23 protein-coding genes and 1 riboswitch are annotated in these 21,951 nt (G+C 69.0%); of the genes, 16 read left to right on the plus strand and 7 right to left on the minus strand.

The annotated features are described in order from the left end of the window. Window positions 1–114 precede the first annotated feature (114 nt). The 5 genes from ACGFJ2_RS24660 to ACGFJ2_RS24680 all read left to right on the plus strand — a co-directional run bounded on the left by ACGFJ2_RS24660 (window position 115) and on the right by ACGFJ2_RS24680 (window position 5,197). Window positions 115–249 (plus strand): hypothetical protein, encoded by a 135-nt coding sequence (locus ACGFJ2_RS24660; protein ID WP_393471915.1) that lies wholly within the window; start codon window positions 115–117, stop codon window positions 247–249. Between the two features lie 476 nt (window positions 250–725). Further along, window positions 726–884, plus strand: a riboswitch (cyclic di-AMP (ydaO/yuaA leader). A 73-nt stretch (window positions 885–957) separates the two neighbouring features. Beyond that, window positions 958–1,473, plus strand: a complete 516-nt coding sequence (locus ACGFJ2_RS24665) for a C40 family peptidase (protein WP_357945002.1) — start codon at window positions 958–960, stop codon at window positions 1,471–1,473. 195 nt (window positions 1,474–1,668) lie between these two features. Beyond that, on the plus strand, window positions 1,669–2,580 hold the full coding sequence (locus ACGFJ2_RS24670; RefSeq protein ID WP_393471919.1) for a hypothetical protein: 912 nt from the start codon (window positions 1,669–1,671) through the stop codon (window positions 2,578–2,580). 11 nt (window positions 2,581–2,591) lie between these two features. Next, a complete protein-coding gene (locus ACGFJ2_RS24675) occupies window positions 2,592–4,115 on the plus strand; it encodes a M48 family metallopeptidase (protein ID WP_393471922.1) in 1,524 nt (507 codons plus the stop codon). Then, window positions 4,112–5,197, plus strand: coding sequence for a glycosyltransferase family 4 protein (locus ACGFJ2_RS24680; RefSeq protein ID WP_393471925.1), 1,086 nt, complete (start codon window positions 4,112–4,114; stop codon window positions 5,195–5,197). The genes ACGFJ2_RS24675 and ACGFJ2_RS24680 overlap by 4 nt, the downstream gene beginning before the upstream one ends. Here ACGFJ2_RS24680 and ACGFJ2_RS24685 read toward each other — a convergent pair. The 3 genes from ACGFJ2_RS24685 to ACGFJ2_RS24695 are packed head-to-tail and all read right to left on the minus strand — an operon-like array spanning window position 5,194 to window position 8,269. Continuing rightward, the gene (locus ACGFJ2_RS24685; protein ID WP_357945012.1) at window positions 5,194–6,111 is read right to left on the minus strand and encodes a carbohydrate ABC transporter permease; all 918 of its coding nucleotides are present in this window, start codon (window positions 6,109–6,111) and stop codon (window positions 5,194–5,196) included. The two genes, ACGFJ2_RS24680 and ACGFJ2_RS24685, sit on opposite strands and share 4 nt — an antisense overlap. Continuing rightward, window positions 6,108–6,980, minus strand: a complete 873-nt coding sequence (locus tag ACGFJ2_RS24690) for a sugar ABC transporter permease (RefSeq protein WP_357945015.1) — start codon at window positions 6,978–6,980, stop codon at window positions 6,108–6,110. Before ACGFJ2_RS24690 ends, ACGFJ2_RS24685 begins: the two co-directional genes overlap by 4 nt. Then, window positions 6,980–8,269 (minus strand): ABC transporter substrate-binding protein, encoded by a 1,290-nt coding sequence (locus ACGFJ2_RS24695; protein ID WP_393471930.1) that lies wholly within the window; start codon window positions 8,267–8,269, stop codon window positions 6,980–6,982. Before ACGFJ2_RS24695 ends, ACGFJ2_RS24690 begins: the two co-directional genes overlap by 1 nt. A 223-nt stretch (window positions 8,270–8,492) precedes the next feature. Here ACGFJ2_RS24695 and ACGFJ2_RS24700 point away from each other — a divergent pair, with 223 nt between their 5' ends. From ACGFJ2_RS24700 to ACGFJ2_RS24715, 4 genes are all read left to right on the plus strand, one after another. Then, a complete protein-coding gene (locus ACGFJ2_RS24700) occupies window positions 8,493–9,260 on the plus strand; it encodes a DeoR/GlpR family DNA-binding transcription regulator (RefSeq protein WP_357945019.1) in 768 nt (255 codons plus the stop codon). Window positions 9,261–9,463: 203 nt separating this feature from the next. Further along, window positions 9,464–10,756, plus strand: a complete 1,293-nt coding sequence (locus ACGFJ2_RS24705) for an ABC transporter substrate-binding protein (RefSeq protein ID WP_393471934.1) — start codon at window positions 9,464–9,466, stop codon at window positions 10,754–10,756. 77 nt (window positions 10,757–10,833) lie between these two features. Next, window positions 10,834–11,784 (plus strand): sugar ABC transporter permease, encoded by a 951-nt coding sequence (locus tag ACGFJ2_RS24710; protein WP_357945024.1) that lies wholly within the window; start codon window positions 10,834–10,836, stop codon window positions 11,782–11,784. Continuing rightward, window positions 11,784–12,611 (plus strand): carbohydrate ABC transporter permease, encoded by an 828-nt coding sequence (locus ACGFJ2_RS24715; protein ID WP_357945026.1) that lies wholly within the window; start codon window positions 11,784–11,786, stop codon window positions 12,609–12,611. Before ACGFJ2_RS24710 ends, ACGFJ2_RS24715 begins: the two co-directional genes overlap by 1 nt. Before the next feature lie 48 nt (window positions 12,612–12,659). Here ACGFJ2_RS24715 and ACGFJ2_RS24720 read toward each other — a convergent pair whose 3' ends face one another. Further along, complete coding sequence (locus tag ACGFJ2_RS24720) at window positions 12,660–12,968, minus strand: hypothetical protein (RefSeq protein WP_393471938.1); 309 nt, start codon at window positions 12,966–12,968, stop codon at window positions 12,660–12,662. A gap of 142 nt (window positions 12,969–13,110) precedes the next feature. Then, window positions 13,111–14,877, minus strand: coding sequence for an AMP-dependent synthetase/ligase (locus ACGFJ2_RS24725; protein ID WP_393471941.1), 1,767 nt, complete (start codon window positions 14,875–14,877; stop codon window positions 13,111–13,113). A gap of 105 nt (window positions 14,878–14,982) precedes the next feature. Here ACGFJ2_RS24725 and ACGFJ2_RS24730 point away from each other — a divergent pair, with 105 nt between their 5' ends. From ACGFJ2_RS24730 to ACGFJ2_RS24760, 7 genes are read left to right on the plus strand one after another with little or no spacing between them, the layout of a single operon-like run. Next, on the plus strand, window positions 14,983–15,750 hold the full coding sequence (locus tag ACGFJ2_RS24730; RefSeq protein ID WP_357945035.1) for a metallophosphoesterase: 768 nt from the start codon (window positions 14,983–14,985) through the stop codon (window positions 15,748–15,750). A gap of 21 nt (window positions 15,751–15,771) precedes the next feature. After that, on the plus strand, window positions 15,772–16,209 hold the full coding sequence (locus tag ACGFJ2_RS24735; protein ID WP_357945038.1) for an SRPBCC family protein: 438 nt from the start codon (window positions 15,772–15,774) through the stop codon (window positions 16,207–16,209). 1 nt (window position 16,210) lies between these two features. Then, the gene (locus ACGFJ2_RS24740) at window positions 16,211–17,368 is read left to right on the plus strand and encodes an ArsA family ATPase (RefSeq protein ID WP_393471944.1); all 1,158 of its coding nucleotides are present in this window, start codon (window positions 16,211–16,213) and stop codon (window positions 17,366–17,368) included. Beyond that, window positions 17,361–17,765, plus strand: a complete 405-nt coding sequence (locus ACGFJ2_RS24745) for a hypothetical protein (protein WP_393471947.1) — start codon at window positions 17,361–17,363, stop codon at window positions 17,763–17,765. The genes ACGFJ2_RS24740 and ACGFJ2_RS24745 overlap by 8 nt, the downstream gene beginning before the upstream one ends. Window positions 17,766–17,796: 31 nt before the next feature. Continuing rightward, entirely contained in the window at window positions 17,797–18,729 is a 933-nt protein-coding gene (locus ACGFJ2_RS24750; RefSeq protein ID WP_357945043.1) for an ROK family glucokinase, read from the plus strand. Between the two features lie 15 nt (window positions 18,730–18,744). Next, the gene (locus ACGFJ2_RS24755; protein WP_357945046.1) at window positions 18,745–19,437 is read left to right on the plus strand and encodes an endonuclease/exonuclease/phosphatase family protein; all 693 of its coding nucleotides are present in this window, start codon (window positions 18,745–18,747) and stop codon (window positions 19,435–19,437) included. A gap of 37 nt (window positions 19,438–19,474) precedes the next feature. Continuing rightward, entirely contained in the window at window positions 19,475–20,611 is a 1,137-nt protein-coding gene (locus ACGFJ2_RS24760) for a hypothetical protein (RefSeq protein WP_357945049.1), read from the plus strand. 28 nt (window positions 20,612–20,639) lie between these two features. Here ACGFJ2_RS24760 and ACGFJ2_RS24765 read toward each other — a convergent pair whose 3' ends face one another. Continuing rightward, window positions 20,640–21,098, minus strand: a complete 459-nt coding sequence (locus ACGFJ2_RS24765; RefSeq protein WP_357945051.1) for a hypothetical protein — start codon at window positions 21,096–21,098, stop codon at window positions 20,640–20,642. 46 nt (window positions 21,099–21,144) lie between these two features. Next, complete coding sequence (locus ACGFJ2_RS24770) at window positions 21,145–21,903, minus strand: alpha/beta fold hydrolase (RefSeq protein ID WP_357945054.1); 759 nt, start codon at window positions 21,901–21,903, stop codon at window positions 21,145–21,147. Window positions 21,904–21,951 lie beyond the last annotated feature (48 nt).

The following is a 21,951-nucleotide window of genomic DNA, read 5'->3' on the forward strand; positions in this document are numbered from 1 at the left end:
GTGGCCATGGACCGGATGGTCCGCCGATTAACGCTTGGCGGTCCACGTGGGCTTGCCGGCTTGCCGGCCAACGGACCTCGGCCCGGTGGTCAATGGACCTCGGCCGGGTGGTCAATGGACCTCGGCCGGGTGGTCAACGAACTCGGCCCGGTGGTCAACGAACTCGGCCCGGTGGTCAGCGGGCTCCGACCGGCTGTTCAACGGGCTCTGGCCGCTTATTCAACTGCACCCGACCGGCTGTTCAACTGATCCCGATTTGCTGGTCGCCGGACCTCGGCGCGCAGGCCGATGCCGCTGGCCGGGTCGCTGAACGCTGCTGGAACGCCTTCAGCGGGTGACGACGATCACTGATCCCGGCCCGTCGGCGACCCTGGCGACGGCCACATCCGCGCAGTCGCGACACGATCACGCGCCCTCTGGGCGTGTTGCTAGCGGGACCAGTGTGACAAGAGTGACAAAAGGGACCTGACAGATCACTGTGTCGTCAAGTGTGAGAAGGGTCACATTTGAATAACATAACCCGGCGCTCCAGCTGGGGTTGGGGACTTTACTGACACCTCTGAGTGATCCTGACAACCCCATGACGGCTTTGCCAGCTCGTTACTCAAGGGCGTAGCTTCTGGCGTCGCGGCGAACAAGCCATGGCGTCGCGACTCTCCATCGGGTCCCCGATGTGGACAGAAAAGAAATCCGTTAGGTCGCCGCCCTTCTACATGTCATTACGTGGCGGTGGCCTGCCGAGTCCGTGCAGCCAGGAGGCACGGAGCCGGGGACCCAGCGATCCCGCTCCCGGGATCAGGGGTGAATCGGCGCGTATTGCGCCGTAGGGCGACTTCCAGGCCCGAATCCGTCAGCTAACCCGGTAGGCGTTCGTGGAAGTCCCAAGGAGAAATCCTGTCTACCTCCCCCAGTAACCCCCGTCTGTCCCGCATTGCCCTGAGTGGCGCAGCGCTCACGATGACCGTGACGGCCGGAGGTTTGGTCCTCCCTGCCCCGACGGCGCAGGCGGCGACAACGCGTGATGCGGCCGAAGTTTCCGGGACCAATACAGCGGCGAAAGCCGTCAGGTCCGTGAAGAAGGTCGCGCAACAAACAGCGGTCGCTCGGCAAAAGGTGAAGGCCCGTACGGCCGTCGCCGTGGCCAAGGACCAGATCGGTGACCCGTACAGTTACGGGGCCACAGGACCTGGTTCCTTCGACTGCTCCGGTCTCGTCCAGTACGCCTGGAAGAAGGCCGGCGTCAAGATCCCGCGCGTGACGAACAGCCAGTTCGCCCGCATCAAGAAGAAGGTCTCCTGGAAGAATCTGAAGCCAGGTGACCTGATGTTCTTCTATGGGCTCGGCCATGTGGGCATGTATGTCGGCAACGGCAAGATGGTCCATTCGCCGAGGACGGGTTCGACGGTGCGCGTCGAGAAGCTCAGCGGATGGCGCAAGGCGTCGTTCGTGGGCGCGGTGCGTCCCGGCCTGTAAGTCCGGCCTGATCCGGCCTGCAAGACCGTCACGAAGGTCCCGTCCCAGCTGGGACGGGACCTTCGCGTGTTCCGGGCCCTTCCGCGACGACGAGCCGACGCTTTGCGCGACGACGTGCCGGGCCTCTGCGCGACGAGGAGCCGGGTCTCTCCGCGACGGCCGGTTCGCGGCGCGGGACGACTACGATCGGGGAACGTGTCCGTGCAGGTGAGCCGCCGAGTCTTGGGGGTGGGGGTGCTGCTCCTGGCCCTCGCCTCGGCCAGCGCCGCCCCGCACCGGTCTCCAGGGACGGACGGCCTCTCGGCAGCGGTTCGTGACCTGTCGACCGGTGGGCCTGATCAGTCGGCGACCGTCCACACCCCGGCGGCCGGTGATCGTGAGCTTCCGGCGGAGGCGCGGGGACTCTGGGGGGACGGCTCCGAGGTCGTACGAGGTGTGCGTTCGGTCGTCGTCGGTCAGCACGCGGCGCCCGAGTCGCTTCGTGATCTGGCGCGCCGGGCCGATGCCGCCGGGTCGCGGGTCTCCGCCGTGCTCGGCCGCCCCGTACGGCCCGTGGTGCTCGTGCCCGGCTCGGCGGCCGAGGCTGCTCGGGTGGCCGGGGTGGGGAGTGTCGACGGGCTGGCGGCGGTGGCCGATGGCGGGAGAGTGGTCGTGGTGCCCGAGAACTTCGCCCGGCTGACCCCCACCGGGCGGGACATCGTGCTCACGCACGAGCTCACTCACGTCGCGGCCGGGACGAAGCGGTTGCCGGTGTGGCTCTATGAGGGGTTCGCCGACTACGTGGGCTACCGGGACGCGGGGTTGCCGGTCCGGGTGGCCGCCGCTGAGTTGGCCGCCGAGGTGCGGGCCGGGCACTTGCCGGGCGAATTGCCAGGGCCTGCGGCATTCGCACCGTCCAGCCGGGAGCCTGCACGTCTGGCACGGGCGTACCAGGAGGCGTGGCTGGCGTGTCGCTTCATCGCCGAGCGGTTCGGTGAGGGGACTCTGGTGAGGCTCTACCGTGATGCCCAGACGGGTGGCATCGACCGGGGGCTCACCAGGCTCGGGCTCTCGGCAGGGACGCTGACGGCACGGTGGCGCGACTACGTGCGGGACCAGCTTGCGTAAGGGGAACGCGGATGGACGATCTGCAGGGCACCGACGACAGCATGCCGCCGCCTGACGACGACGCGGGCCCCGATCGGAACCCGGCACCACAGCCCGGCGAGGACGCCGCATCAAGCGACCCCGCCACGTCAGGCGGTACCGCCGCGCCACACGACCGCGCCGCACCAAGGGACCGCGCCGTGCCAGACGACCGTGCCACAGCGAGCGACCGTGCCGCGCCAGACGACCGTGCCGCGCCGAGCGACCGTGCCGTGTCAGGTGGCTGGGTCGCGGACGGTGGGGACGTCGCGTTCGGCCGGGCCGGTGCCGGTTGGGCGCTGGTCGTGCTCGGTGTGGTGATCCTGGCCGTGGTGGCGTTCACGACGCCCTGGCGGGTGATGCCCTCGGGCACCCCCACGGTGACGCCGGATCCGGCGCGCGACTTCAGTGCCGCCGAGATCGCCAGGGCCGCCGCCTTCGACGCGGCCACGAGCCTGCCCGGTTACCTCTCCCTCGGGCTGACCGTGCTGTTCGCGGGGTTGCTCGTGCTCACGCCGTTCGGTGCCAAGGTGCTGAGTAAGCTGCGCGGGCCGTGGTGGGTGCGGGTCGTGCTCGGGGTGGTGGTGCTGACCGCGATCGTCGAGGCGATCAGGTGGCCCCTGGGCATCTGGTACGAGGTGCGGCTGCGCGACTACGGCCTGTCCACGCAGGACTGGGCCGGCTGGACCGGCGACCGGCTCAAGAGCCTGGCCGTGAACGTGGTGCTGCAGTCCATCATGGTGCTGGTCGTGGTGGCGCTGGCCAGGTGGCTGCGGCGCTGGTGGATCCCGGCCGCCGCGGGCGCGTTCGCGTTCACCTTGGTGGCCTCGTTCGTGTACCCGGTCGTGTTCGAGCCGCTGTTCAACGACTTCCGGCCGATGCCGGGCGGCGCGCTCAGGGCGAACCTGATGATGCTGGCCGAGCGCGCCCATGTCCCGGTCGAGGACGTGCTGATCGCCGACGCCTCCCGCCGGACGAACGCGCTCAACGCCTACGTCTCCGGCTTCGGCGCCACGCGCCGGATCGTCGTGTACGACACGCTGCTGCGGGCCCCGCAGTCCGAGGTCGAGCTGGTCGTGGCGCACGAGCTGGGCCACGCCAAGTACGGGGACGTGCTGGTCGGCACGCTGGTGGGCGGGCTGGGCGCCGCGTTCGGCGCGATCCTGCTGTTCCTGCTGCTGGGCATGCTGCGGCGGCGCACGGGCATCGCCTCGGCGGCCGATCCACGGGCGGTAGGAGTGATCATGGGCTTGATGAGCCTGGCCACGGTCATCTCAGGACCGGCCCAGAACGTGGTCAGCCGCCACATCGAGGCCCGCGCCGACCTCCACGCCCTGAACCTCACGAAGGACCCGGCCACCTTCATCTCCATGCAGAAACGCCTGGCAATTACCAATATTTCCGACTTGTCGCCGGATCCGGTGGAATATGCCCTCTATGCGTCACACCCCACCGGCCCCCAACGCATCGCCATGGCCCGGGAGTGGGCCGCGCTGAACGGCCAGCAGCAGCCGTGACCGGCGTGCTCATCGTCACGAACGACTTCCCGCCCCGGCCGGGCGGCATCCAGTCGTTCGTGCACGGGCTGGCCCTGCGCACCCCTGGCGTGGCCGTCTACGCTCCGGCCTGGCAGGGGTGCGCGGAGTTCGACAGCCGCCAGCCGTACCGGATCGTCCGGCACCCCACCTCGCTCATGCTGCCCACCCCGGCGGTCGCCCGCCGGGCCGCCCGCCTGCTGGCCGAGCAGCGGGCGGACACCGTGGTGTTCGGCTCGGCGGCCCCGCTGGGCCTGCTCGCGCCGGGGTTACGGGCGGCCGGCGCGCGGCGCGTGGTGATGCTCACCCACGGCCACGAGGCGTCGTGGGCGAGCGCGCCGCTGTTCCGCGGGGCGCTGCGCAGGATCGGCGCGCACGCCGACGTGGTGACCTACCTCGGCGAGTACACGCGCGCCCGGCTGGCCGCGGCGATCTCGCCGGCCAAGCTGGTACGTCTGGCGCCGGGCGTGGACACCGGCCAGTTCCACCCGGACGCGCCCAAGGCCGAGCTCGGGCTGGCCGGGCGGCCGGTGGTGATCTGCGTGTCGAGGCTGGTGCCGCGCAAGGGCCAGGACCAGCTCATCAGGGCCTGGCCCCGGGTGCTGCGGGCGGTGCCGGAGTCGGTGCTGCTGTTCGTGGGCGGCGGGCCGTACCGCAAGAGGCTGGAGAAGCTGGCGCGGGGGCAGGAGTCCGTCCGCTTCACCGGGACGGTCCCGGCGGGGAGCCTGGCCGGTTACTACGCCGCCGCCGACGTGTTCGCGATGCCGTGCCGTACCCGGCTGGGCGGCGTCGACGTCGAAGGGCTGGGGATCGTGTTCCTGGAGGCATCGGCGACCGGCCTGCCGGTCGTCGCGGGCGCGTCCGGCGGCGCCCCGGACGCGGTACGGCACGGCGAGACCGGCCTCGTCGTCGACGGCACCGACGTGGCGGAGGTCGCAGCGGCCCTGATCGAGCTGCTCGGCGACCCCGAACGGGCCCGGAAGATGGGCGCCCGGGGCCGCGACTGGATCGCCGGCGAGTGGACCTGGGACCTGGTCGCCGCCCGCTTCCAGGCGCTCCTTTAGCCCTTGGTGGCCCCCAGGGTGAGTCCGGCGACGAACTGCTTGTGCAGCATCTGGAAGACGATCAGCGTCGGCAGCGCGACCAGCATCGACCCGGCCGCCAGCAGGTTGTAGTCGGTGAAGAACTGGCCGCGCAGGTTGTTCAGGGCCGAGGTGACGGGCAGTTTGTCGCCCGACGACATCAGCACCAGCGCCCACAGGAAGTCGTTGTACATGAAGGTGAACTCCAGCGTGGCCAGCGCCGCCAGCACCGGGCGGCACAGCGGCAGCGTGAGCTGCCAGTAGCGGCGCCACACGCTCGCTCCGTCGACCAGCGCCGCCTCGGTGATCTCCTCCGGGATCGTGCGCATGAAGTTCGACATGACGAACACGCAGAAGCCGAACTGGAACGCCACGTGCACCAGGATCAGCCCGAGGTAGGAGTCGTACAGCGACTGCGAGTCCGACAGCCACGCGGGCAGCGGCACGAGCGTGTAGAGGGTGTAGAGCGGGGTGATGAGCACCTGCGGCGGCAGCAGGTTGCCCGCCGTGAACGTGATCAGCAGCGCCTTGCGCCCCGGAATGCGCAGCCGCGCGATCGCGAACGCGGTGAACGAGGCCATGAACAGCGTGATCAGCACCCCCGGGATCACGATGATCAGCGTGTTGAGGTAGTAGCGGGGCAGGTCGGCCTGGCTCCACGCCTGTCCGTAGTAGTCCAGCGTCAGGTGCTCGGGCAGCGAGAAGTACCCCAGCCGCGCGGTCTCGTCGTACGGGCGCAGCGAGGCGTAGAGCGCCAGCGCGAGCGGCAGGACCCAGCCCAGCGCCACGAGGCCGAGGAAGACGTGCAGCAGGATCCGCAGCGGACGCGCCCGGCGGCGCACCGGCTCCCGGCGATCCTGGACCGGGGGCGTGGTGATGGGCGCGGTGAGCGTCATCGTTCCTCCCTGAACAGCTGCGACAGGTAGGTGACGATGAACCCGAGCGTGATCACCAGCAGGATCACCGCGATGGCCGAGCCGAACCCGATGCGGCTCGCCTCGCCCACGATGTTCTCGGTGACCAGCACCGACAGCAGCTCCAGCCCGTTCCTGCCCTTGTTGATGGCGTAGACGATGTCGAAGGCGCGCAGCGCCTCGATGACCGTGATCACCAGCACGATCACGTTGACCGGGCGCAGCGTCGGGAACACCACCCGGAAGAACGCCTGCGCCTCGTTGGCCCCGTCGATCGCGGCCGCCTCCTTGAGCGCGGGATCGACCGCCTTCAGCCCGGCCAGATAGATGATCATCACGTACCCGACGTGCCGCCAGCCGGCCGCCACCATGACCACCCAGATGTTGATCGACCGGTCGCCCAGCCAGTCCACGGTCAGCCCGGTCACCGCGTTCAGCACGCCGTAGTCGGAGGAGTAGACGAGCTGCGCGATGAATCCCACGACGGCCAGCGACAGCACGACCGGCGTGTACAGCGCGCTCTGGTACACGCGCGACAGCCGCAGCCGCCGGTCCAGCAGCACCGCGCAGAACAGCCCGAACGGCGTCGCGACCAGGCCGAGGAAGCCCAGCCAGAGCACGTTGTTGCGGATGGCCGACCAGAACGGCGGATAGTCGTTGACCAGGTCGGTGTAGTTCCGGCCGCCCACCCACTCCATCGGCTTGATGCCGTTCCAGTCGGTGCCCGACAATCCGATGGAGGCCAGCGTGGGCCCCCAGATGAGGCCCACGTTGACGATGATGGCCACCCCCAGCCCGATGACCAGGATGGTCACGTCGCGGGCGGAGTAGCGACGGGTCTTGGCGGCCATCAGCGGAAGATGTTGGTCTTCTGCTTCTCGATGCTCGCCAGCAAGGAGTCGATCTCGTTCGGCTTGCCGACGAACGACTGCAGCGACGGGATCATCACCGTTGAGGCGAAGTCGGGCCGGGTGTCACGATCGAGGAACTGGGCCAGGTGCGTCGCCTTGGACACCAGCTCGGCGCCCCGCTTCTGCAGCGTGCTGTACCCGCTGGTGTCGGCTTTGGAGCTGGCGGCCAGGGTGCCCGGGTCCAGCTTGGTGGCGATGTTCTGCGAGCTGCCCTGGGCCAGGTGCTTGAGCACGGCCTTGGCCCCGTCGACGTTCTTGGCCTTGCCCGAGATCATGTAGCCGTCGATCGGCGCGTCGATGGAGTCGGTGCCGTAGGTCGGATTGATCTCGGGGAAGGTGAAGAAGTCGATGTCGTCGCGCTCGTTCTCCGGGAACTGCTGGGCGACGAACATACCGAGCAGGTACATGCCGGTCTTCTTCTGCTGCAGCGCCTGCCCGGCCTCCTGCCAGGTACGGCCCAGCGCGGCGGGCTGGTGATACTCCATCAGCCCGCGCCAGGTGTCGAAGACCTGCTTGACCCTGGGGTCGGTCCACGACTCCTTGCCGCCCATGAGCGAGATGTGGAAGTCGTAGCCGTTCGTCCGCATGTTGATGATGTCGAACGTGCCCATCGCGGGCCAGCCGTCCTTGTCGGCGAACCCGATCGGGATCAGCCCGTCGGCCTTCATCTTCTTGGCCAGCGCGGTGAACTCGTCCAGCGTCTTGGGCGGCTCATAGCCCTTCTCCTGCCACACGCTCTTGCGATAGAAGACGGCCCACGGATAGTACGTGAACGGCACGAAGTACTGCTTACCGTCGGTGCCCGTCGAGGCGGCCTTGAAGGCGGGTGTGTAGTCGCTCCCGATCTCCCGCCACACGTCCGAGATGTCGGTCGCGAGCCCCTGCTCGGCGAAGAACTGCATGCGATATCCGGCGAACCAGGTGAAGACATCGTCCGGCGTGCCTTTGAGGTAGCGGTTGATGTTCTCCTGGAACGTGTTGTGGTCCACGGTATTGATCTTCACCTGGGCCTGGGTGAAGCCCTTTAACACGGTTTCGAGGGACTTCTTGGGGATTTCGTCCGAGGCGTTGGAGCCGAACGTGACCGTGCCCAGGTTTCCGGATGACTTACCACCCGGCGGCGCGGCGGGCTGACTGGAGCCGCAGCCGGCCAGGATGGCCGGGACGCCGAAGGTGGCGGCCGCGCCGAGCAGCAGGTTACGACGGGAGATCGGCAGACGTTGGACCATGGTGGTTCCTCCTTGCCAGGACCCTCAAATTCCCCCGAATTCGCTCGATTTCCTTCAGAGAAGAGCACACTCAACCAGCTGTCAACGCACGATTTGATGTCGAACGCCGCTCACTTACCACCACAACCGAGCACGGGCCTTGAAATCCGCAGGTGGCGTGTCATGATGCGTCCGAATGGCATGTCGGGAAATGTCGGGAAACTGTTGGGAACTGGGTGATGCGATGCTCGCCGTCCAGCGACAGCAGACGATTCTGGAGCTCGTACGGCTGAACGGCGCCGTCAAGGTGGTCGACCTGGTGCGCGAGTTCGGCGTCTCGGACATCACGATCCGCCGCGACCTCGAGCTGCTGGCCGAGCGGGGGCTGCTGGCCAAGGTGCACGGCGGCGCGACCGTCATCGGCGCCGGCTCGACCGACGAGCCCGGCTTCGCCGTCAAGTCGGTCCAGCAGGAGGACGAGAAGCTGGTCATCGCCCGCCGCGCCGCCGAGCTGGTGTTCCCGGGCACCGCCGTGGCGCTCTCGGCCGGGACCACGACCTGGACGCTCGCCCACCAGCTGGTGAACACGCCCGGCCTGACCGTGGTGACCAACTCGGTGCGCATCGCCGACGTCTTCCAGCACGGCGGGCGGCCGGACCAGACGGTGGTGCTGACGGGCGGCGTGCGTACCCCATCGGACGCCCTCGTCGGCCCGGTGGCGGTCGCCGCGATCCGGCTGCTCAACGTGGACATGCTGTTCCTGGGCGTGCACGGGATGACCACGCGGGCCGGGTTCACCACGCCGAACATGATGGAGGCCGAGACCGACCGCGCCCTGGTCGAGGCCGCGAGCAGCCTGGTCGTGCTGGCCGATCACACCAAGTGGGGGACCGTGGGCATCAGCACGATCGCCCGGCTCAGCGAGGCCGACGTGGTGATCTCCGACGGCGGGCTGCCCGAGACGGCCAGGACCGCGCTGTCCGAGCAGGCGGGCGAGCTGGTCATCGTTTGATCTTGACGGGGCCGGGCCCTGACGGTCCCCGCATACCAATCCGATCACATGGCATGCGCTGAGCCTGAGTGATCCTACCTTTCTGTGGGATCAACCCTTATGTTGTCAGTGCTTAGCTGTTACCCCTAGTAGTGGTCCTACCTATTCACACGTATCATTTCGCGCCCCCACCGAATGATCGGATGAGTGAGAAGGGTGGCACAGTGAACAAGCTGTTCGCGGCTGGGGCGATGACACTCGCCGTCGCGCTCGCGCTTAGTGCCTGCTCAAGCAATTCGCCCAGCGGAAGCCAGTCCTCGGCGCCGGCCTCCGGGGGCAAACAGAAGGTCTCCTTCCTGGTGTTCCCCTCGCCGAACCTGCCGGAGTCGTACTGGAAGGCCCAGGTCGATCTGGTGACCAAGGCCAACCCCGACCTGGAGGTCGAGCTGGTCGCCGCGCCTTCGGAGTCCGAGCGCAACGACTACGCCAAGCAACTGGCCGCTTCCGGGCAGCTGCCTGACGTACAGATCGGCATGCAGGACCTGATCGCCCTGGAGCCGAGCCTGGCCACGTGGACGCCGGAGGAGCTCAAGGACTTCCTCTGTCCGACCTGCGGTGCGGTCAACGGGAAGATCCTCCAGTTGCCGACCAACACGCAGACGATCCCGAACGTCTACTACAGCAAGAAGCTGTTCCAGAAGGCCGGCATCGCCGAGCCGCCGAAGACCTACGCCGACCTGCTGGCCGACGCCGAGAAGCTGAAGGCTAAGGGCATCACCCCGTTCGTGTCGGGCGGCGTGTTCGTCACCTCCCAGCCGTGGACCGCCATCCTGGCCACGGACCTGTACGCCAAGACGCCCGACTGGATGACCAAGCGGCGCAACGGCGAGGTGAAGTTCGCCACCGACCCGGCCATGAAGGCCGCCACGCAGAAGTTCACCGACCTGGCCGCCAAGGGCTACCTCGACAAGCGGCAGATCGGGCAGGACTACCCCAAGACGCAGGAGGCCTTCCTCGGCGGCAAGGGCGCGATGTACCCGATGGGCAGCTGGTTCGCCGCCGCGGCCGACGGCTCGCCCATGAAGGACGACATCGGGGTCTTCGCCTGGCCCGGCGACGACGGCGCCCTGCACATGCCGACCTTCACCGGCGGCGGGCTGTCCGTCAGCGCGACGGCCAAGAACATGGCCGCGGCCAAGAAGTTTGCGCTGGCCTTCCAGCTCACCAAGGAGAACCTGGACGCCTCGGTCAAGGCCGACGCGCTCTTCCCGGCGATCAAGGGATACACGCCGCCGTCGGACACGGGCCCGGTGTTCAAGGCCGTCTACGACCTGTGGCAGAAGGCGCTGAACGAGAAGGCGACCGTCCCCGCGTTCAGCTGGGAGGCCGGGGACACGGCGATGCTGCCGGGCATGCAGGGCAAGTTCTGGTCCACGGCGCAGGACCTGGTCAGCGGCAAGAAGACGGTCGACCAGGCACTGGCCTTCCTCGACACCGAGTGGGAGAAATCCGGCTGATCCGGCGGGGCGGGCCGCCGAGCGCCCGCCCCTCGGTCTGACCGGGATCCGATTCCGACCAGGAGGGGTCTGGCCTGATGGCCGCTGGCACCACCATCCACCATCACAAGCCCGGCCACGCGCAGGCCCGAGTACGCCGGCGACGGCCGGGCGGCAAAGGGGCCGGGCTGTGGCATTTCCTGTCGTTCGCCGCGCCCGGCACGCTCATCTACTTCTGCCTCGTCGTGCTGCCGATCACGCTCAGTTTCGGCTACAGCCTGACCGACCAGGCATTGCTGCGGCCCAAGACGCACTTCGTCGGGCTGCGCAACTACCAGTTGCTCCTGCAGGACGAGACGTTCCTGCAGTCGCTGCGGGTGACCACGATCCTCACGCTGATCGTCGTCATCGTGCCGAACGTCCTGGGCGTCGCCATCGCGGTGCTCCTCGACCGCCGCGGCTGGTTGTACAACGCGCTGCGCAGCGTCTTCTTCACCCCGATGGTGATCAGCTCCGTGGTCATCAGCGTCATCTGGACGCGCATTCTCGCCGACGACGGGCCGATCAACCAGACGCTCAGGGCGCTGGGCGTCAGTGAGCCGCCGGGCTGGCTGTCCGACCCGGACATCGCGCTCTACTCGCTGTCGTCGATCGTCTGCTGGCAGATGCTCGGATTCTGCGTGGTCGTCTATCTCGCCGGGCTGCAGGGCGTACCCCAGGAGCTGGCCGAGGCGGCGGCGATCGACGGCGCGGGTCCGGTGCGCAGGTTCTGGAGCGTCACCTGGCCGCTGCTGGCGCCCGCGCTCACCATCAACACGGTCGTCCTGCTGATCTCCGCGTTCAAGATCTTCGACCACGTGAAGGTGATCACCAACGGCGGACCCGGTACGGGGACGACCGCGAGCGTGGCGCTCGTCATCCTGCAGGAGGGGTTCGTGGAGAACCGCACCGGCTACGCCTCGGCGGAGGCCGTCGTCATGCTGATCGTCATCGCGCTGCTGTCGGTGATCACGCTGCGCGTGCTGGGGCGAAGGGAGGTGCAGCTCTGATGCGCTCCACCGTGCCGTGGCTGCGCCCGCTGGTCGCGCTGGTCGTCGGCGGGGTGTTCTTCATCCCTCTGTACATCGCGCTGATCAACGTCTTCAAGGAGAGCCGGCAGGTCGCCAGTGGCGCCATGTCGCTGCCGATCCCGCCCACCTTCGACAACCTGATCAGGGTGCTGACCAGCCCGGACAGCCTCTTCTGGTCGTCGCTGCGGACCAGCGTCCTGGTCACCTCCCTGTCGATCATCATCCTGACGGTGCTGTCGGCCATGCTCGGCCACTACCTGGCCCGGCAGAACACCTGGTGGTCCCGAGTGATCATGGTCCTGCTGCTGTGCGGGCTGATGATCCCGCCGCAGGTGATCCTGATCCCGATCACTCAGGTGCTCAAGGCGCTCGGGCTGATGTCGACGCTGCAGGGCCTCGTGCTCTTCAACGTCGGCTACTACGTGCCGTTCGGGGTCTTCGTCTTCTCCGGCTTCATGAAGGGCGTGCCGCGGGAGCTGGAGGAGGCCGCGGCCATCGACGGGGCCACGCGGTGGCAGACGTTCTGGAAGATCGTCTTCCCGCTGCTGCGCCCGGCGACGGCCAGCGTGCTGATCTTCCTCGGGGTGTGGATCTGGAACGACTTCCTCAACCCGCTGATCATCTATGGGCCGCGCGAGGGTACGACGATCATGACGGGCATCTACAAGTCGCTCGGGCAGTACGCGGCGGACTTCGGCGGGATGTTCGCGCTCATGTTCCTGGCCACGCTGCCGATCCTGGTGTTCTACCTGTTGCTGCAGAAGCAGTTCGTCAAGGGGCTCACGGGCGGGGCGACGAAGGGCTGACACACGAACGGCCCCCGGCGTGGTGCCGGGGGCCGTGCGCGTGGCTGGTTAGTTGACGTCGAGCTTGCGCTGGATGGCGATGAGGATGTGCATCATCTCCGTCTGGGTCTGCTGCATCGATGCCTGCCCGGCCTGGAGCTCGTCTATTGACGCCTGCATGGAGGTGACCTTGGCGTCCAGGGCGGTGACCTTGGTGTCCAGGACGGCGACCTTGCCGTCCAGTGTCTTGACCCGGTCCGCGACGCCGTTGATGCGTTCAGTGAGCTGCTGGCCCATCTCCATCTGGTCGGCCCCTATCCGGACGAATTCGTTCTCGATGCTGCCGATGAACTGCATACCCGCTTCCTTGATGCTCACCGTTATCTCCCCTACCTTTGAAGGTAGGGACCGGGGATGTATCAGATCTCCGGTCCCGATTGCTGTCTCAGGCTAGCGGGGTGGCGTCAAGAGCGTCCAGAGAATCCGGGACAACGGGTAGCGACTTCTATACCCAGCGTAATCATTTGTACAGTGCGTCCACATCCTTGGCGAAGTCCCGCATCACCACGTTGCGCTTGATCTTCAGGGTCGGCGTCAGGTGCCCGCTGTCCTCGGTGATGTCCACATCCAGGATGGCGAACTTCTTGATCTGCTCCGCCTTCGACACCGTCAGATTGGCCGTGTCCACGGCCTTCTGCACCTCCGCCAGCACCCGCGGATCCGTGCAAAGCTCACTCAGCGTAGCCGTCGGCAGGCCGTTGACCGACTTCCAGTGGTCCAGCGCTTCCGGGTCCAGGGTGATCAGCGTCGCCACGAAGGGCCGCCCGTCGCCGACGATCATGGCCTGGGAGATCAGCGGGTGCGCCCTCAGCGCGTCCTCCAGCGGGCCGGGGGCGACGTTCTTGCCCGCCGCCGTCACCAGGATCTCCTTCTTGCGTCCCGTGATGCGCAGGTAGCCGTCGGCGTCGAGTTCGCCCACGTCGCCCGTGTGGTACCAGCCGTCGGCGTCGATCGCCTCGGCGGTCGCCTGGTCGTTGTGCCAGTAGCCGTGGAAGACGTGGCGGCCCTTGGCCAGGATCTCGCCGTCGTCGGCGATGCGGATCGACACGCCGGGCAGCGGCTTGCCGACCGTGCCGATCTTGTTGGCGCCCGGCATGTTGACCGAGCAGGGCGCCGAGGTCTCGGTCAGGCCGTAGCCCTCGAACACCTCGATGCCGACACCCCTGAAGAAGTGGCCGAGCCGGTCGCCGAGGGCCGAGCCGCCGCACACCGCCGCCGTCAGCCGGCCGCCCGTGGCCGTGCGGAGCTTGCCGTACACCAGCCGGTCGAACAGGGCGTGCCGCAGGCGCAGGCCCAGGCCCGCGCCGCCGGAGCTCTCGGCCTTGCTCCACGCGACGGCGGTGTCGGCGGCGCGGGCGAAGATCGCGCCCTTGCCGCCGGCGATGGCCCGCTGCTCGGCGCCGTTGTAGACCTTCTCGAACACGCGGGGCACGCCGAGCAGGAACGTCGGCTGGAACTCGGCCAGGTCCGGGGCCACGTTCTTCATGTTCGGGGTGTGGGCCAGGATCGCGCCCGCCTCGATGATGGCGACCTGGATCATGCGGGCGAAGATGTGCGCGAGCGGCAGGAACAGCAGCGCCGCCGGCGACTTGCCGACGAAGAGCGCCTCCAGGGGGCCCGCCACCACGTTGCGGGCGGTGAACAGCAGGTTGTCGTGCGTGATCCGGCAGCCCTTGGGCCGGCCGGTGGTGCCGGAGGTGTAGACGACTGTGGCCAGGTCGGCCGAACCGACCCCGGCGCGCCGCTCTTCGAAGGCGGCGTCGGTCACCTCGGAGCCGTCGAGGGTCTCGTCGACGCGCCAGATCGGCTTCAGGCCGGGCGCGGCCTCGCGCACGGTCTCCTCGTGCCCGTCGAGCTCGACGAACACCGCCTTGGCCTCACTGTCGGACAGGATCCACTTGACCTGCTCGACCGCCGACGTCTCGTAGATCGGCACGGTGACCGCGCCGATCGACCAGATCGCGTAGTCGATCAGCGTCCACTCGTAGCGGGTGCGCGACATGAGCGCGACCCGGTCGCCGTGCTCGATGCCCGCCGCGATCAGCGCCTTGGCCAGCTCGACCACCTGGTCGCGGAACTCGGAGGCGGTGACGGCGGGCCAGCCCCCGTCCTGCTTGCGCCGCATGACGACCGCGCCGGGCTCCTGTTCGGCCCGCCTGAAGACCGTGTCGGGCAGGCTCGCGGAGGCAGGTACGTCGACCAGCACCGGGACGCTGTACTCGCGCACGGAATCAACTCCTGTTCGGGGGGACCGCCTGGACGCTATCGCGTTGAATTACCCACGGGTAGGGGTCATTCTCACGCTAGCAGCCGCTCTCATAGGATTTCCCGCATGAGGGTCCATGTCATCAGCGACGTACACGGCAGAGCGGACGCGCTGGCCGGCGCCGGGGCGGGGGCCGACGCGCTGATCTGTCTCGGTGACCTGATCCTCTTCATCGACTACGACGACCACGCGCAGGGCATCTTCCCGGACCTGTTCGGCGCCGAGCGGGCCGCGGAGTTCATCGCGCTGCGCACGGCCAAGCGCTTCGACGAGGCCAGAGCCATGTCGGCGCGGCTGTGGTCCACCCTCGACGGCGATCCGCGCGAGCACATCGAGCGCAACGTACGCGCCCAGTACAAAGAGCTCTTCGCGGCCATGCCCGCGCCGGCCTACCTCACCTACGGCAACGTCGACATCCCGCGCCTGTGGTCCGACTACCTCCAGGACGGTCACCAGGTGCTCGACGGCCAGAGCGTGGAGATCGGCGGCTGGCGGTTCGGCTTCGTCGGCGGCGGGCTCAAGACCACCTACCGCACCCCGTACGAGATCAGTGACGAGGAGTTCGCCGCCAAGGTCGAGGCGGTCGGCGAGGTCGACGTGCTGTGCTGTCACATCCCGCCCGCGGTGCCCGAGCTGCTGTACGACGTGGTGGCCAGGCGCTTCGAGCGCGGCAGCGAGGCGACGCTGGCGGCGATCAGGCGGACGCAGCCGCGCTACGCCCTGTTCGGGCATGTGCACCAGCCACTGCACCGGCGCACCCGTATCGGGCGCACCGAGTGCGTGAACGTGGGTCATTTCCGGGGAAAGGGGGTTCCGTTCATCCTCGAATGGTGACCCGACCGGTACGGTGGTCGCATGGCTGATCGCACCACTTCGAGCATCACCGTCGGCGCCGACCGGGCCGCCGTGATGGCCGTCATCGCCGACTTCGCGGCCTACCCCGAATGGGCGGGTCAGGTGAAGGAGGCGGAGGTCCTCAGCACCGGGGCCGACGGCAGGCCGGAGACGGTGCGGTTCGTCCTGGACGCCGGAGTGATCAGCGACGCCTACACCCTCGGCTACACCTGGCAGGACGACGAGAGCGTCCGCTGGCAGGTCGTCGAGCCGGGCAAGATGCTCGCCGAGCTCGCGGGGAGTTACCAGCTGGCCGAGACGGGCACCGGCACCGAGGTGACGTACGAGCTCTCGGCCGACCTCAAGGTCCCCATGATCGGCATGATCAAGCGCAAGGCGGAGAAGGTCATCGTGGACACCGCGCTCAAGGGCCTCAAGAAGCGCGTCGAAGGGCACTGAGGTGAGCCCGCGAGTTCTGCTCTTCACCGGCAAGGGTGGTGTGGGCAAGACCACCGCCGCCGCGGCGACCGCCACGCTGGCCGCCAAGCGCGGCCTGAAGACGCTGATCGTCTCCACCGACACCGCCCACTCGCTGGCCGACGCGCTCGGCGTCGAGCCGGGCGAGGTCGCGCCGGGGCTGCACCTGCACCAGGTCGACACCCAGAAGACGCTGGAGCGCCACTGGGGCGAGCTGCAGGACTACGCCAGGGGGCTGCTCACCGAGCTGGGCCTGGACGAGATCACCTCCGAGGAGATCACCATCCTGCCCGGCGCCGAGGAGGTCATCGCCCTCCTGGAGCTGCGCGAGCACGCCCGCGAAGGCCGCTGGGACGTCATCGTCGTCGACTGCGCCCCCACCGCCGAGACCCTGCGCCTGCTGGCCCTGCCCGAGGCGCTCGACTGGCACATGACCAGGCTGATGCCGGTCGGCCGCAAGATCATGAAGATCGTCTCGCCGTTCGTGCGCAGCGTCGCCCGCGTCAGCGCGCCCGGCGAGGAGGTCATGAGCGCGGGGGAGCGCTTCCACCGGGGCCTGCTGGAGGTGCGCGAGCTGCTCACCGGCGACAACGCCTCCGTGCGCCTGGTGTTCACGCCGGAGGCCGTGGTGCTCGCCGAGGCCAGGCGCACCCTCACCTCGCTCAACCTGTACGGCTACCGCGTCGACGCGGTGATCGCCAACCGGGTCTTCCCCGCCGAGGGCGCCGACGAGTGGCGCGCCCAGTGGGTGGCGGCCCAGTCGAGGCTCCTGGCCGAGGCCGAGGAGTCGTTCGCGCCGCTGCCCATCCACGTCGTGCCCTACCTTCCGGCCGAGCCGGTCGGCAAGGACGCGCTGGCCCAGGTGGGCGGGGCGATCTACGGCGAGGTGGACCCGTTCGCCGCCCCGGAGGTGGAGCCGCCGCTGCGGCTGTCCGCCGACGAGCTGACCCTGGCCCTGCCGGGCGCCGACCGGGCCGAGGTGGACCTGGCCCGCAAGGGCGACGAGCTGATCATCACCGCCGGCCCCTACCGGAGGATCCTGGCCCTGCCGGCGGCGCTGGCCCGCAGACGGATCAGCGGCGCGGCGCTCCGCGACGGCCTGCTCCGGGTACGGTTCACAGCAGGAGGGCCAGATGACTGAGAGCAACAGAGACCCGATCGGCACCGTCACGGACGAGGCGCGCAAGCTCTTCGACACCATCCAGGGGCGGGCCACCCGCCAGGTCGGCAGGACCGTGCTCAACTCGTTCACCGGGGGCGGCGGCGGGCAGAGGGACAGAGACGTGTGGAGCGAGGCGGTGTCCGAGCCCCACGATGAGTACATCTGCCGCGCCTGCCCGGTCTGCCGGGCCATCGCGGCTCAGCGGGAGTCCGGCAACGACGTGGCCGGGCACCTGGTGGCGGCCGGCGGCGAGCTGTTCGCCGCGTTCCGCCAGACGATCGACGCGCTGAGCAGGCCGGCCCCTCGCAGGCCACGCGACGATCAGAGTGGCGATCGCGGTCGCGACAGCGATGTAGAACATATTGATCTGGGTTAGACCAGGTTTGGAATAGAGGAGACACAGGGGCATGCTCACGATCGGTGTGGACATCGGTGGCACCAAGGTCGCCGCGGGCGTGGTCGACGACGACGGCGAGATCATCGCCCACACGCTCAAGCCCACCCCGGCCGACCAGCCCGAGCAGGTCGCCGCGACGGTGGCCGAGGTCGTGCGCGAGCTCGCCCAAGGCAGGGAGATCGAGGCCGTCGGCGTCGGCGCGGCCGGGTTCGTCGACGAGACCCGGTCGGTCGTGCGGTTCGCGCCCAACCTGGCCTGGCGCGAGGAGCCCCTGCAGAAGAAGATCAGCGGGCTGATCGGGCTGCCGGTCGTCATCGAGAACGACGCCAACGCCATGGCCTGGGGCGAGACCAAGTTCGGGGCTGGGCGCGGTCAGTCGCACGTCGTCTGCATCACGCTCGGCACCGGCATCGGCGGCGGCCTGGTCTTCGACGGCAAGCTGTTCAGGGGCCACTGGGGCATGGGGGCCGAGCTCGGCCACATGCAGGTGGTGCCCGAGGGCCGGCTGTGCGGGTGCGGCCAGCTCGGCTGCTGGGAGCAGTACGCCAGCGGCAACGCCCTGGTCATCGAGGCCAGGCAGATCTCCACCGCCCAGCCGGAGCGGGCCCAGATCCTGCTCGGCCTGGCCGGTGGCAAGATCGAGGGCGAGGAGGTCACCGAGGCGGCCAAGCTGGGCGACGAGGCCTCCCTCGCCGCCTTCGCCAGCCTCGCCGACTGGCTCGGCCAGGGCATGGCCGACTTGGCCGCGATCCTCGACCCGGGCTGCTTCATCGTGGGCGGCGGCGTCTCCCGCGCGGCCGATCTCTTCCTCGACCGGGCCCGCGAGACCTTCGCCCGGCAGCTCACCGGCAAGGGACACCGGCCGCTGGCCGAGATCCGGCTGGCCGAGCTGGGCGCCGCCGCCGGGGTCGTCGGCGCGGCCGACCTCGCCAGGATGCGCTGACCGGGTTCGCCCGCGATGGCGCGCGTGGCCACGTACAACGTCCGCGGGCTGCGTGACAGCGTGCCCGCGCTGGTCCGGGTGATCGAGTCGATGCGGGCCGACATCCTGTGCCTCCAGGAGGTCCCGCGCTTCCTCAACTGGCGCGGCCGGCGGCGCGAGCTGGCCGAGGCGTGCGGCCTGCGGATGGTGGCCGGGGGCCGGCTCGGCGGCGTGGCGGTGTTCGCCCGCCCCGGGATCGAGGTGCTGGCGGCCGAGCACCACCGGCTGAAGGTGTTCGTCGGCCTGGAGGTCCGGGGGCTGGCCGTCGCGGTCCTGCGCGTCGAGGGGGTGCCGCTGGCCGTCGGCTCGATACATCTCGATCTCCACGGCGCGGCCCGGCTGCGGCACGCGTACGAGGCCATGACGCTGATGGAGCGTACGGCGGCCGCGTACGGCGCCGCCATCGTGATCGGCGGCGACCTCAACGAGCAGGAGACCGAGCCCACCTGGCGCTATCTGGCCGGGCGGCTCACCGACTGCCGGCCGGCCGCGCCCCGGGGCGACGGGCTGACCTTCCCCGCCCGGCAACCGCGTGAGCGCATCGACGCGGTGTTCGCGGCGCCCGAGCTGACGGTCGTCTCCTGCGGCGGCGCGGACGCCGCCGCGGCCGATCTGGCGGCCGCGACCGACCACCTGCCGGTACTCGCCGAGCTGCTAGTCAGGCCCTAACGGGGCGGGGAGGTCCGCGAACCCGTAGCATTTGCTCATGACCCGTCGCTATCAGCGGCGTGCGCTCACCCTGATCTTGGCGACGTCCGTGGCCTTGTCGCAGGTCACGCCCGCCGCGCATGCCGATCCCCGCCCCGCCACCATCGAGGCGTGGCAGCAGTCGACGAGCGTCCGCCTGGACGCCGACGGCTCGCTTTCCGACGTTACCGCGCTCTCGTCAGGCGATGTCTGGGCCGTCGGCCAGCAGGAGATCTGGGACGTCTGGAAGAACCGCGGCACGGTCCGCCACTGGAACGGCTCCAGTTGGTCCGAGGTGACCCTGCGCGACGCCACCGGGGCCGGCAACCTGCGCGGTGTGGCCGCCGCCTCACCGTCCGACGTGTGGGCCGTGGGCGACGGCCACGACGGCCTGCCCTACCTCGCCCACGGAGACGCCGGCGGCTTCGACCGGGTCAGGGCGCAGGGGATGCGCGGGGGCGACTGGCTCGGCGGCATCGACGCCCGTCCGGGGCGCGTCGTGGCCGTCGGCAGCCGCGACAACTCCTGGCTCATCCTCACCGGCCAGGGCGGCGAGTGGACCACCCAGGAGTCACCCAGGGACGACGACGGAAAGGTCCTGGAGCCGGGCGCGCTCTATGGTGTGTCCAACGGGTTCGCCGTCGGCGACACCGGCCGGGCACCGCTGATCATGCACCTGTCGGGCGCCACCTGGAAGCCCATGCGCGTGCCCGACATTCCCGGCGGCTACCTGCGCGACATCCAGGTCGACGGCCCCAAACGGGCGCTGGCCGTGGGCGGGGTCTACGGCAGTGACGGCGAGGTCGACCCGCTCGTCCTGTCGTGGAACGGCAAGCGCTGGAAGCGCGAGCGGCTGCCCGAGACCGAGTCGCGGCTCTACGGGGTCACCGGCGACGGCAAGGGCCGCTTCTGGATCTCCGGCTTCGACCCGTCGCGGGCCACCGAGCCGTTCATGATGCGCTGCGAGAAGAGCGACTGCGAGATCATCCGGGGCGGCGCCGCGAAGGGCAAGGACAGCGTGCGGTTGCAGGCGGTCACCTACCTCGCGGGCAAGGGCGACGTCTGGGCGGTCGGTCACGCCGTGGACGCCCGCGAGCAGTACACGGACGTGGTGGAGCTGTTCGGGCTCAGAGAGCCTTCGCTGAAGGACTCCTAGCCGGTCGCTGAAGGAGTCCCAGCCGGTCTCAGAGCACGGCGCCGTCGTCCCAGCCGTCGTTGGGCGGGCCGTCGCCCATCCGCACCACCAGCGCCACGAAGCCGCCGATGAACGCGGCCACGGCGGTGAAGAGCGCCCAGCCCTCCATCTGCCAGTTGGCCATCGCGGCGATCAACAGGTAGGCGGGGCCGCCGAACAACGCCACCCAGGCGAGCTTGGTCGGCAGGTCGAGCTTGGGCAGCGGGGGCGGCGGCGGGGGCACGAAGCGCTCCTCGCCGTCCTCATCCTCGTCGAGGTCCTCGTCGCCCTGCTCCGCCTCCATGTCGGCGTCCTCGTCGACCGCGGGTTTGACCACCCTCGCGATGGGTTCGACCGGTACGTTCTCGCTGTCCGGCCATGGCTGGTCGGCCGAGTCGCGCTCGGCTGTGTCGTTGAAGGACGCGACGATCTGCCGCCAGACCTCGTCCTCGTCACTCTGGGGCGTCACCTAGATCGGCCTCTCCGCAGCGATCGCGACTTCCCCCTGGGTGCGATCAGTCCCTCTGCAAGGGTACCGAGGCATGTGTCCGGATGAAGTCGAGGCTACCGGCAAAGATCTTGTCGGCATCGTTGTCCAGCGTCGCAACATGGTAGCTATCGGTAAGCTCCTCGATCGTGGCCTGCGGTACGTTCTGGCGAATGATCTCCACGCTCCTCGGTTTCACCACATGGTCCTCGGTGCTGTGGAAGACCAGCAGCGGCTGCGTCACCTTCGTCAGGTCGGCCTGGACCAGTGACCACAGGCCGGGCAGCGAGGCGGCCGCCTTCACCGGCGTGCGCGCGTAGGCCAGTTCGGTCACGCCCGGCTTCTTGACGTCGTTGGCCACCCCCGGCACCGACGGCAGGAACCACTTGAGCACCGGGGCCAGCATAAGCAGCGGCACGTCGCGCACGATCGACGGGTTGACCACGATGACGCCGCTGATCGCGTCCCCGTGCACCTCGGCCAGCCGCAGCGCCAGGCAGCCGCCCAGCGACAGCCCCGCCACGAACACGTTCGCGCAGCGGCCCTGGAGGTTTTCGAACGCCTTCTCCACCTCGGCGTACCAGTCGTCCCAGCGGGTGCGGTTCATCTCCTGCCAGGTGGTGCCATGTCCGGGCTGGCGGGGGAGGGAGACGCTCACCCCCTGCCCGGCGAGATACTCGCCCCAAGGCCGTAGCGACTGCGGGGTGCCGGTGAAGCCATGGCACAGCAGTACGCCGACCTGGCCTGCTTCGTGGTGATAGGGCTCCGCGCCTGGCATGAGCGGCATAACAGCTCCTCGGTGGGATTTCATCCCGGAATTGCCCGATCGTCGCAC

Origin of the sequence: Nonomuraea sp. NPDC049028 (assembly GCF_043197735.1) — a bacterium.
Lineage (GTDB): Bacteria > Actinomycetota > Actinomycetes > Streptosporangiales > Streptosporangiaceae > Nonomuraea.

Bases quoted from the DNA above. Each gene is read 5' to 3' on its own strand.
- ACGFJ2_RS24660 (WP_393471915.1), top strand. From the start codon at position 115: ATGGACCTCGGCCGGGTGGTCAACGAACTCGGCCCGGTGGTCAACGAA.
- ACGFJ2_RS24665 (WP_357945002.1), top strand. From the start codon at position 958: ATGACCGTGACGGCCGGAGGTTTGGTCCTCCCTGCCCCGACGGCGCAG.
- ACGFJ2_RS24675 (WP_393471922.1), top strand. From the start codon at position 2,592: ATGGACGATCTGCAGGGCACCGACGACAGCATGCCGCCGCCTGACGAC.
- ACGFJ2_RS24685 (WP_357945012.1), bottom strand. From the start codon at position 6,111: ATGACGCTCACCGCGCCCATCACCACGCCCCCGGTCCAGGATCGCCGG.
- ACGFJ2_RS24690 (WP_357945015.1), bottom strand. From the start codon at position 6,980: ATGGCCGCCAAGACCCGTCGCTACTCCGCCCGCGACGTGACCATCCTG.
- ACGFJ2_RS24695 (WP_393471930.1), bottom strand. From the start codon at position 8,269: ATGGTCCAACGTCTGCCGATCTCCCGTCGTAACCTGCTGCTCGGCGCG.
- ACGFJ2_RS24700 (WP_357945019.1), top strand. From the start codon at position 8,493: ATGCTCGCCGTCCAGCGACAGCAGACGATTCTGGAGCTCGTACGGCTG.
- ACGFJ2_RS24710 (WP_357945024.1), top strand. From the start codon at position 10,834: ATGGCCGCTGGCACCACCATCCACCATCACAAGCCCGGCCACGCGCAG.
- ACGFJ2_RS24715 (WP_357945026.1), top strand. From the start codon at position 11,784: ATGCGCTCCACCGTGCCGTGGCTGCGCCCGCTGGTCGCGCTGGTCGTC.
- ACGFJ2_RS24730 (WP_357945035.1), top strand. From the start codon at position 14,983: ATGAGGGTCCATGTCATCAGCGACGTACACGGCAGAGCGGACGCGCTG.
- ACGFJ2_RS24735 (WP_357945038.1), top strand. From the start codon at position 15,772: ATGGCTGATCGCACCACTTCGAGCATCACCGTCGGCGCCGACCGGGCC.
- ACGFJ2_RS24745 (WP_393471947.1), top strand. From the start codon at position 17,361: ATGACTGAGAGCAACAGAGACCCGATCGGCACCGTCACGGACGAGGCG.
- ACGFJ2_RS24750 (WP_357945043.1), top strand. From the start codon at position 17,797: ATGCTCACGATCGGTGTGGACATCGGTGGCACCAAGGTCGCCGCGGGC.
- ACGFJ2_RS24755 (WP_357945046.1), top strand. From the start codon at position 18,745: ATGGCGCGCGTGGCCACGTACAACGTCCGCGGGCTGCGTGACAGCGTG.
- ACGFJ2_RS24760 (WP_357945049.1), top strand. From the start codon at position 19,475: ATGACCCGTCGCTATCAGCGGCGTGCGCTCACCCTGATCTTGGCGACG.
- ACGFJ2_RS24770 (WP_357945054.1), bottom strand. From the start codon at position 21,903: ATGCCGCTCATGCCAGGCGCGGAGCCCTATCACCACGAAGCAGGCCAG.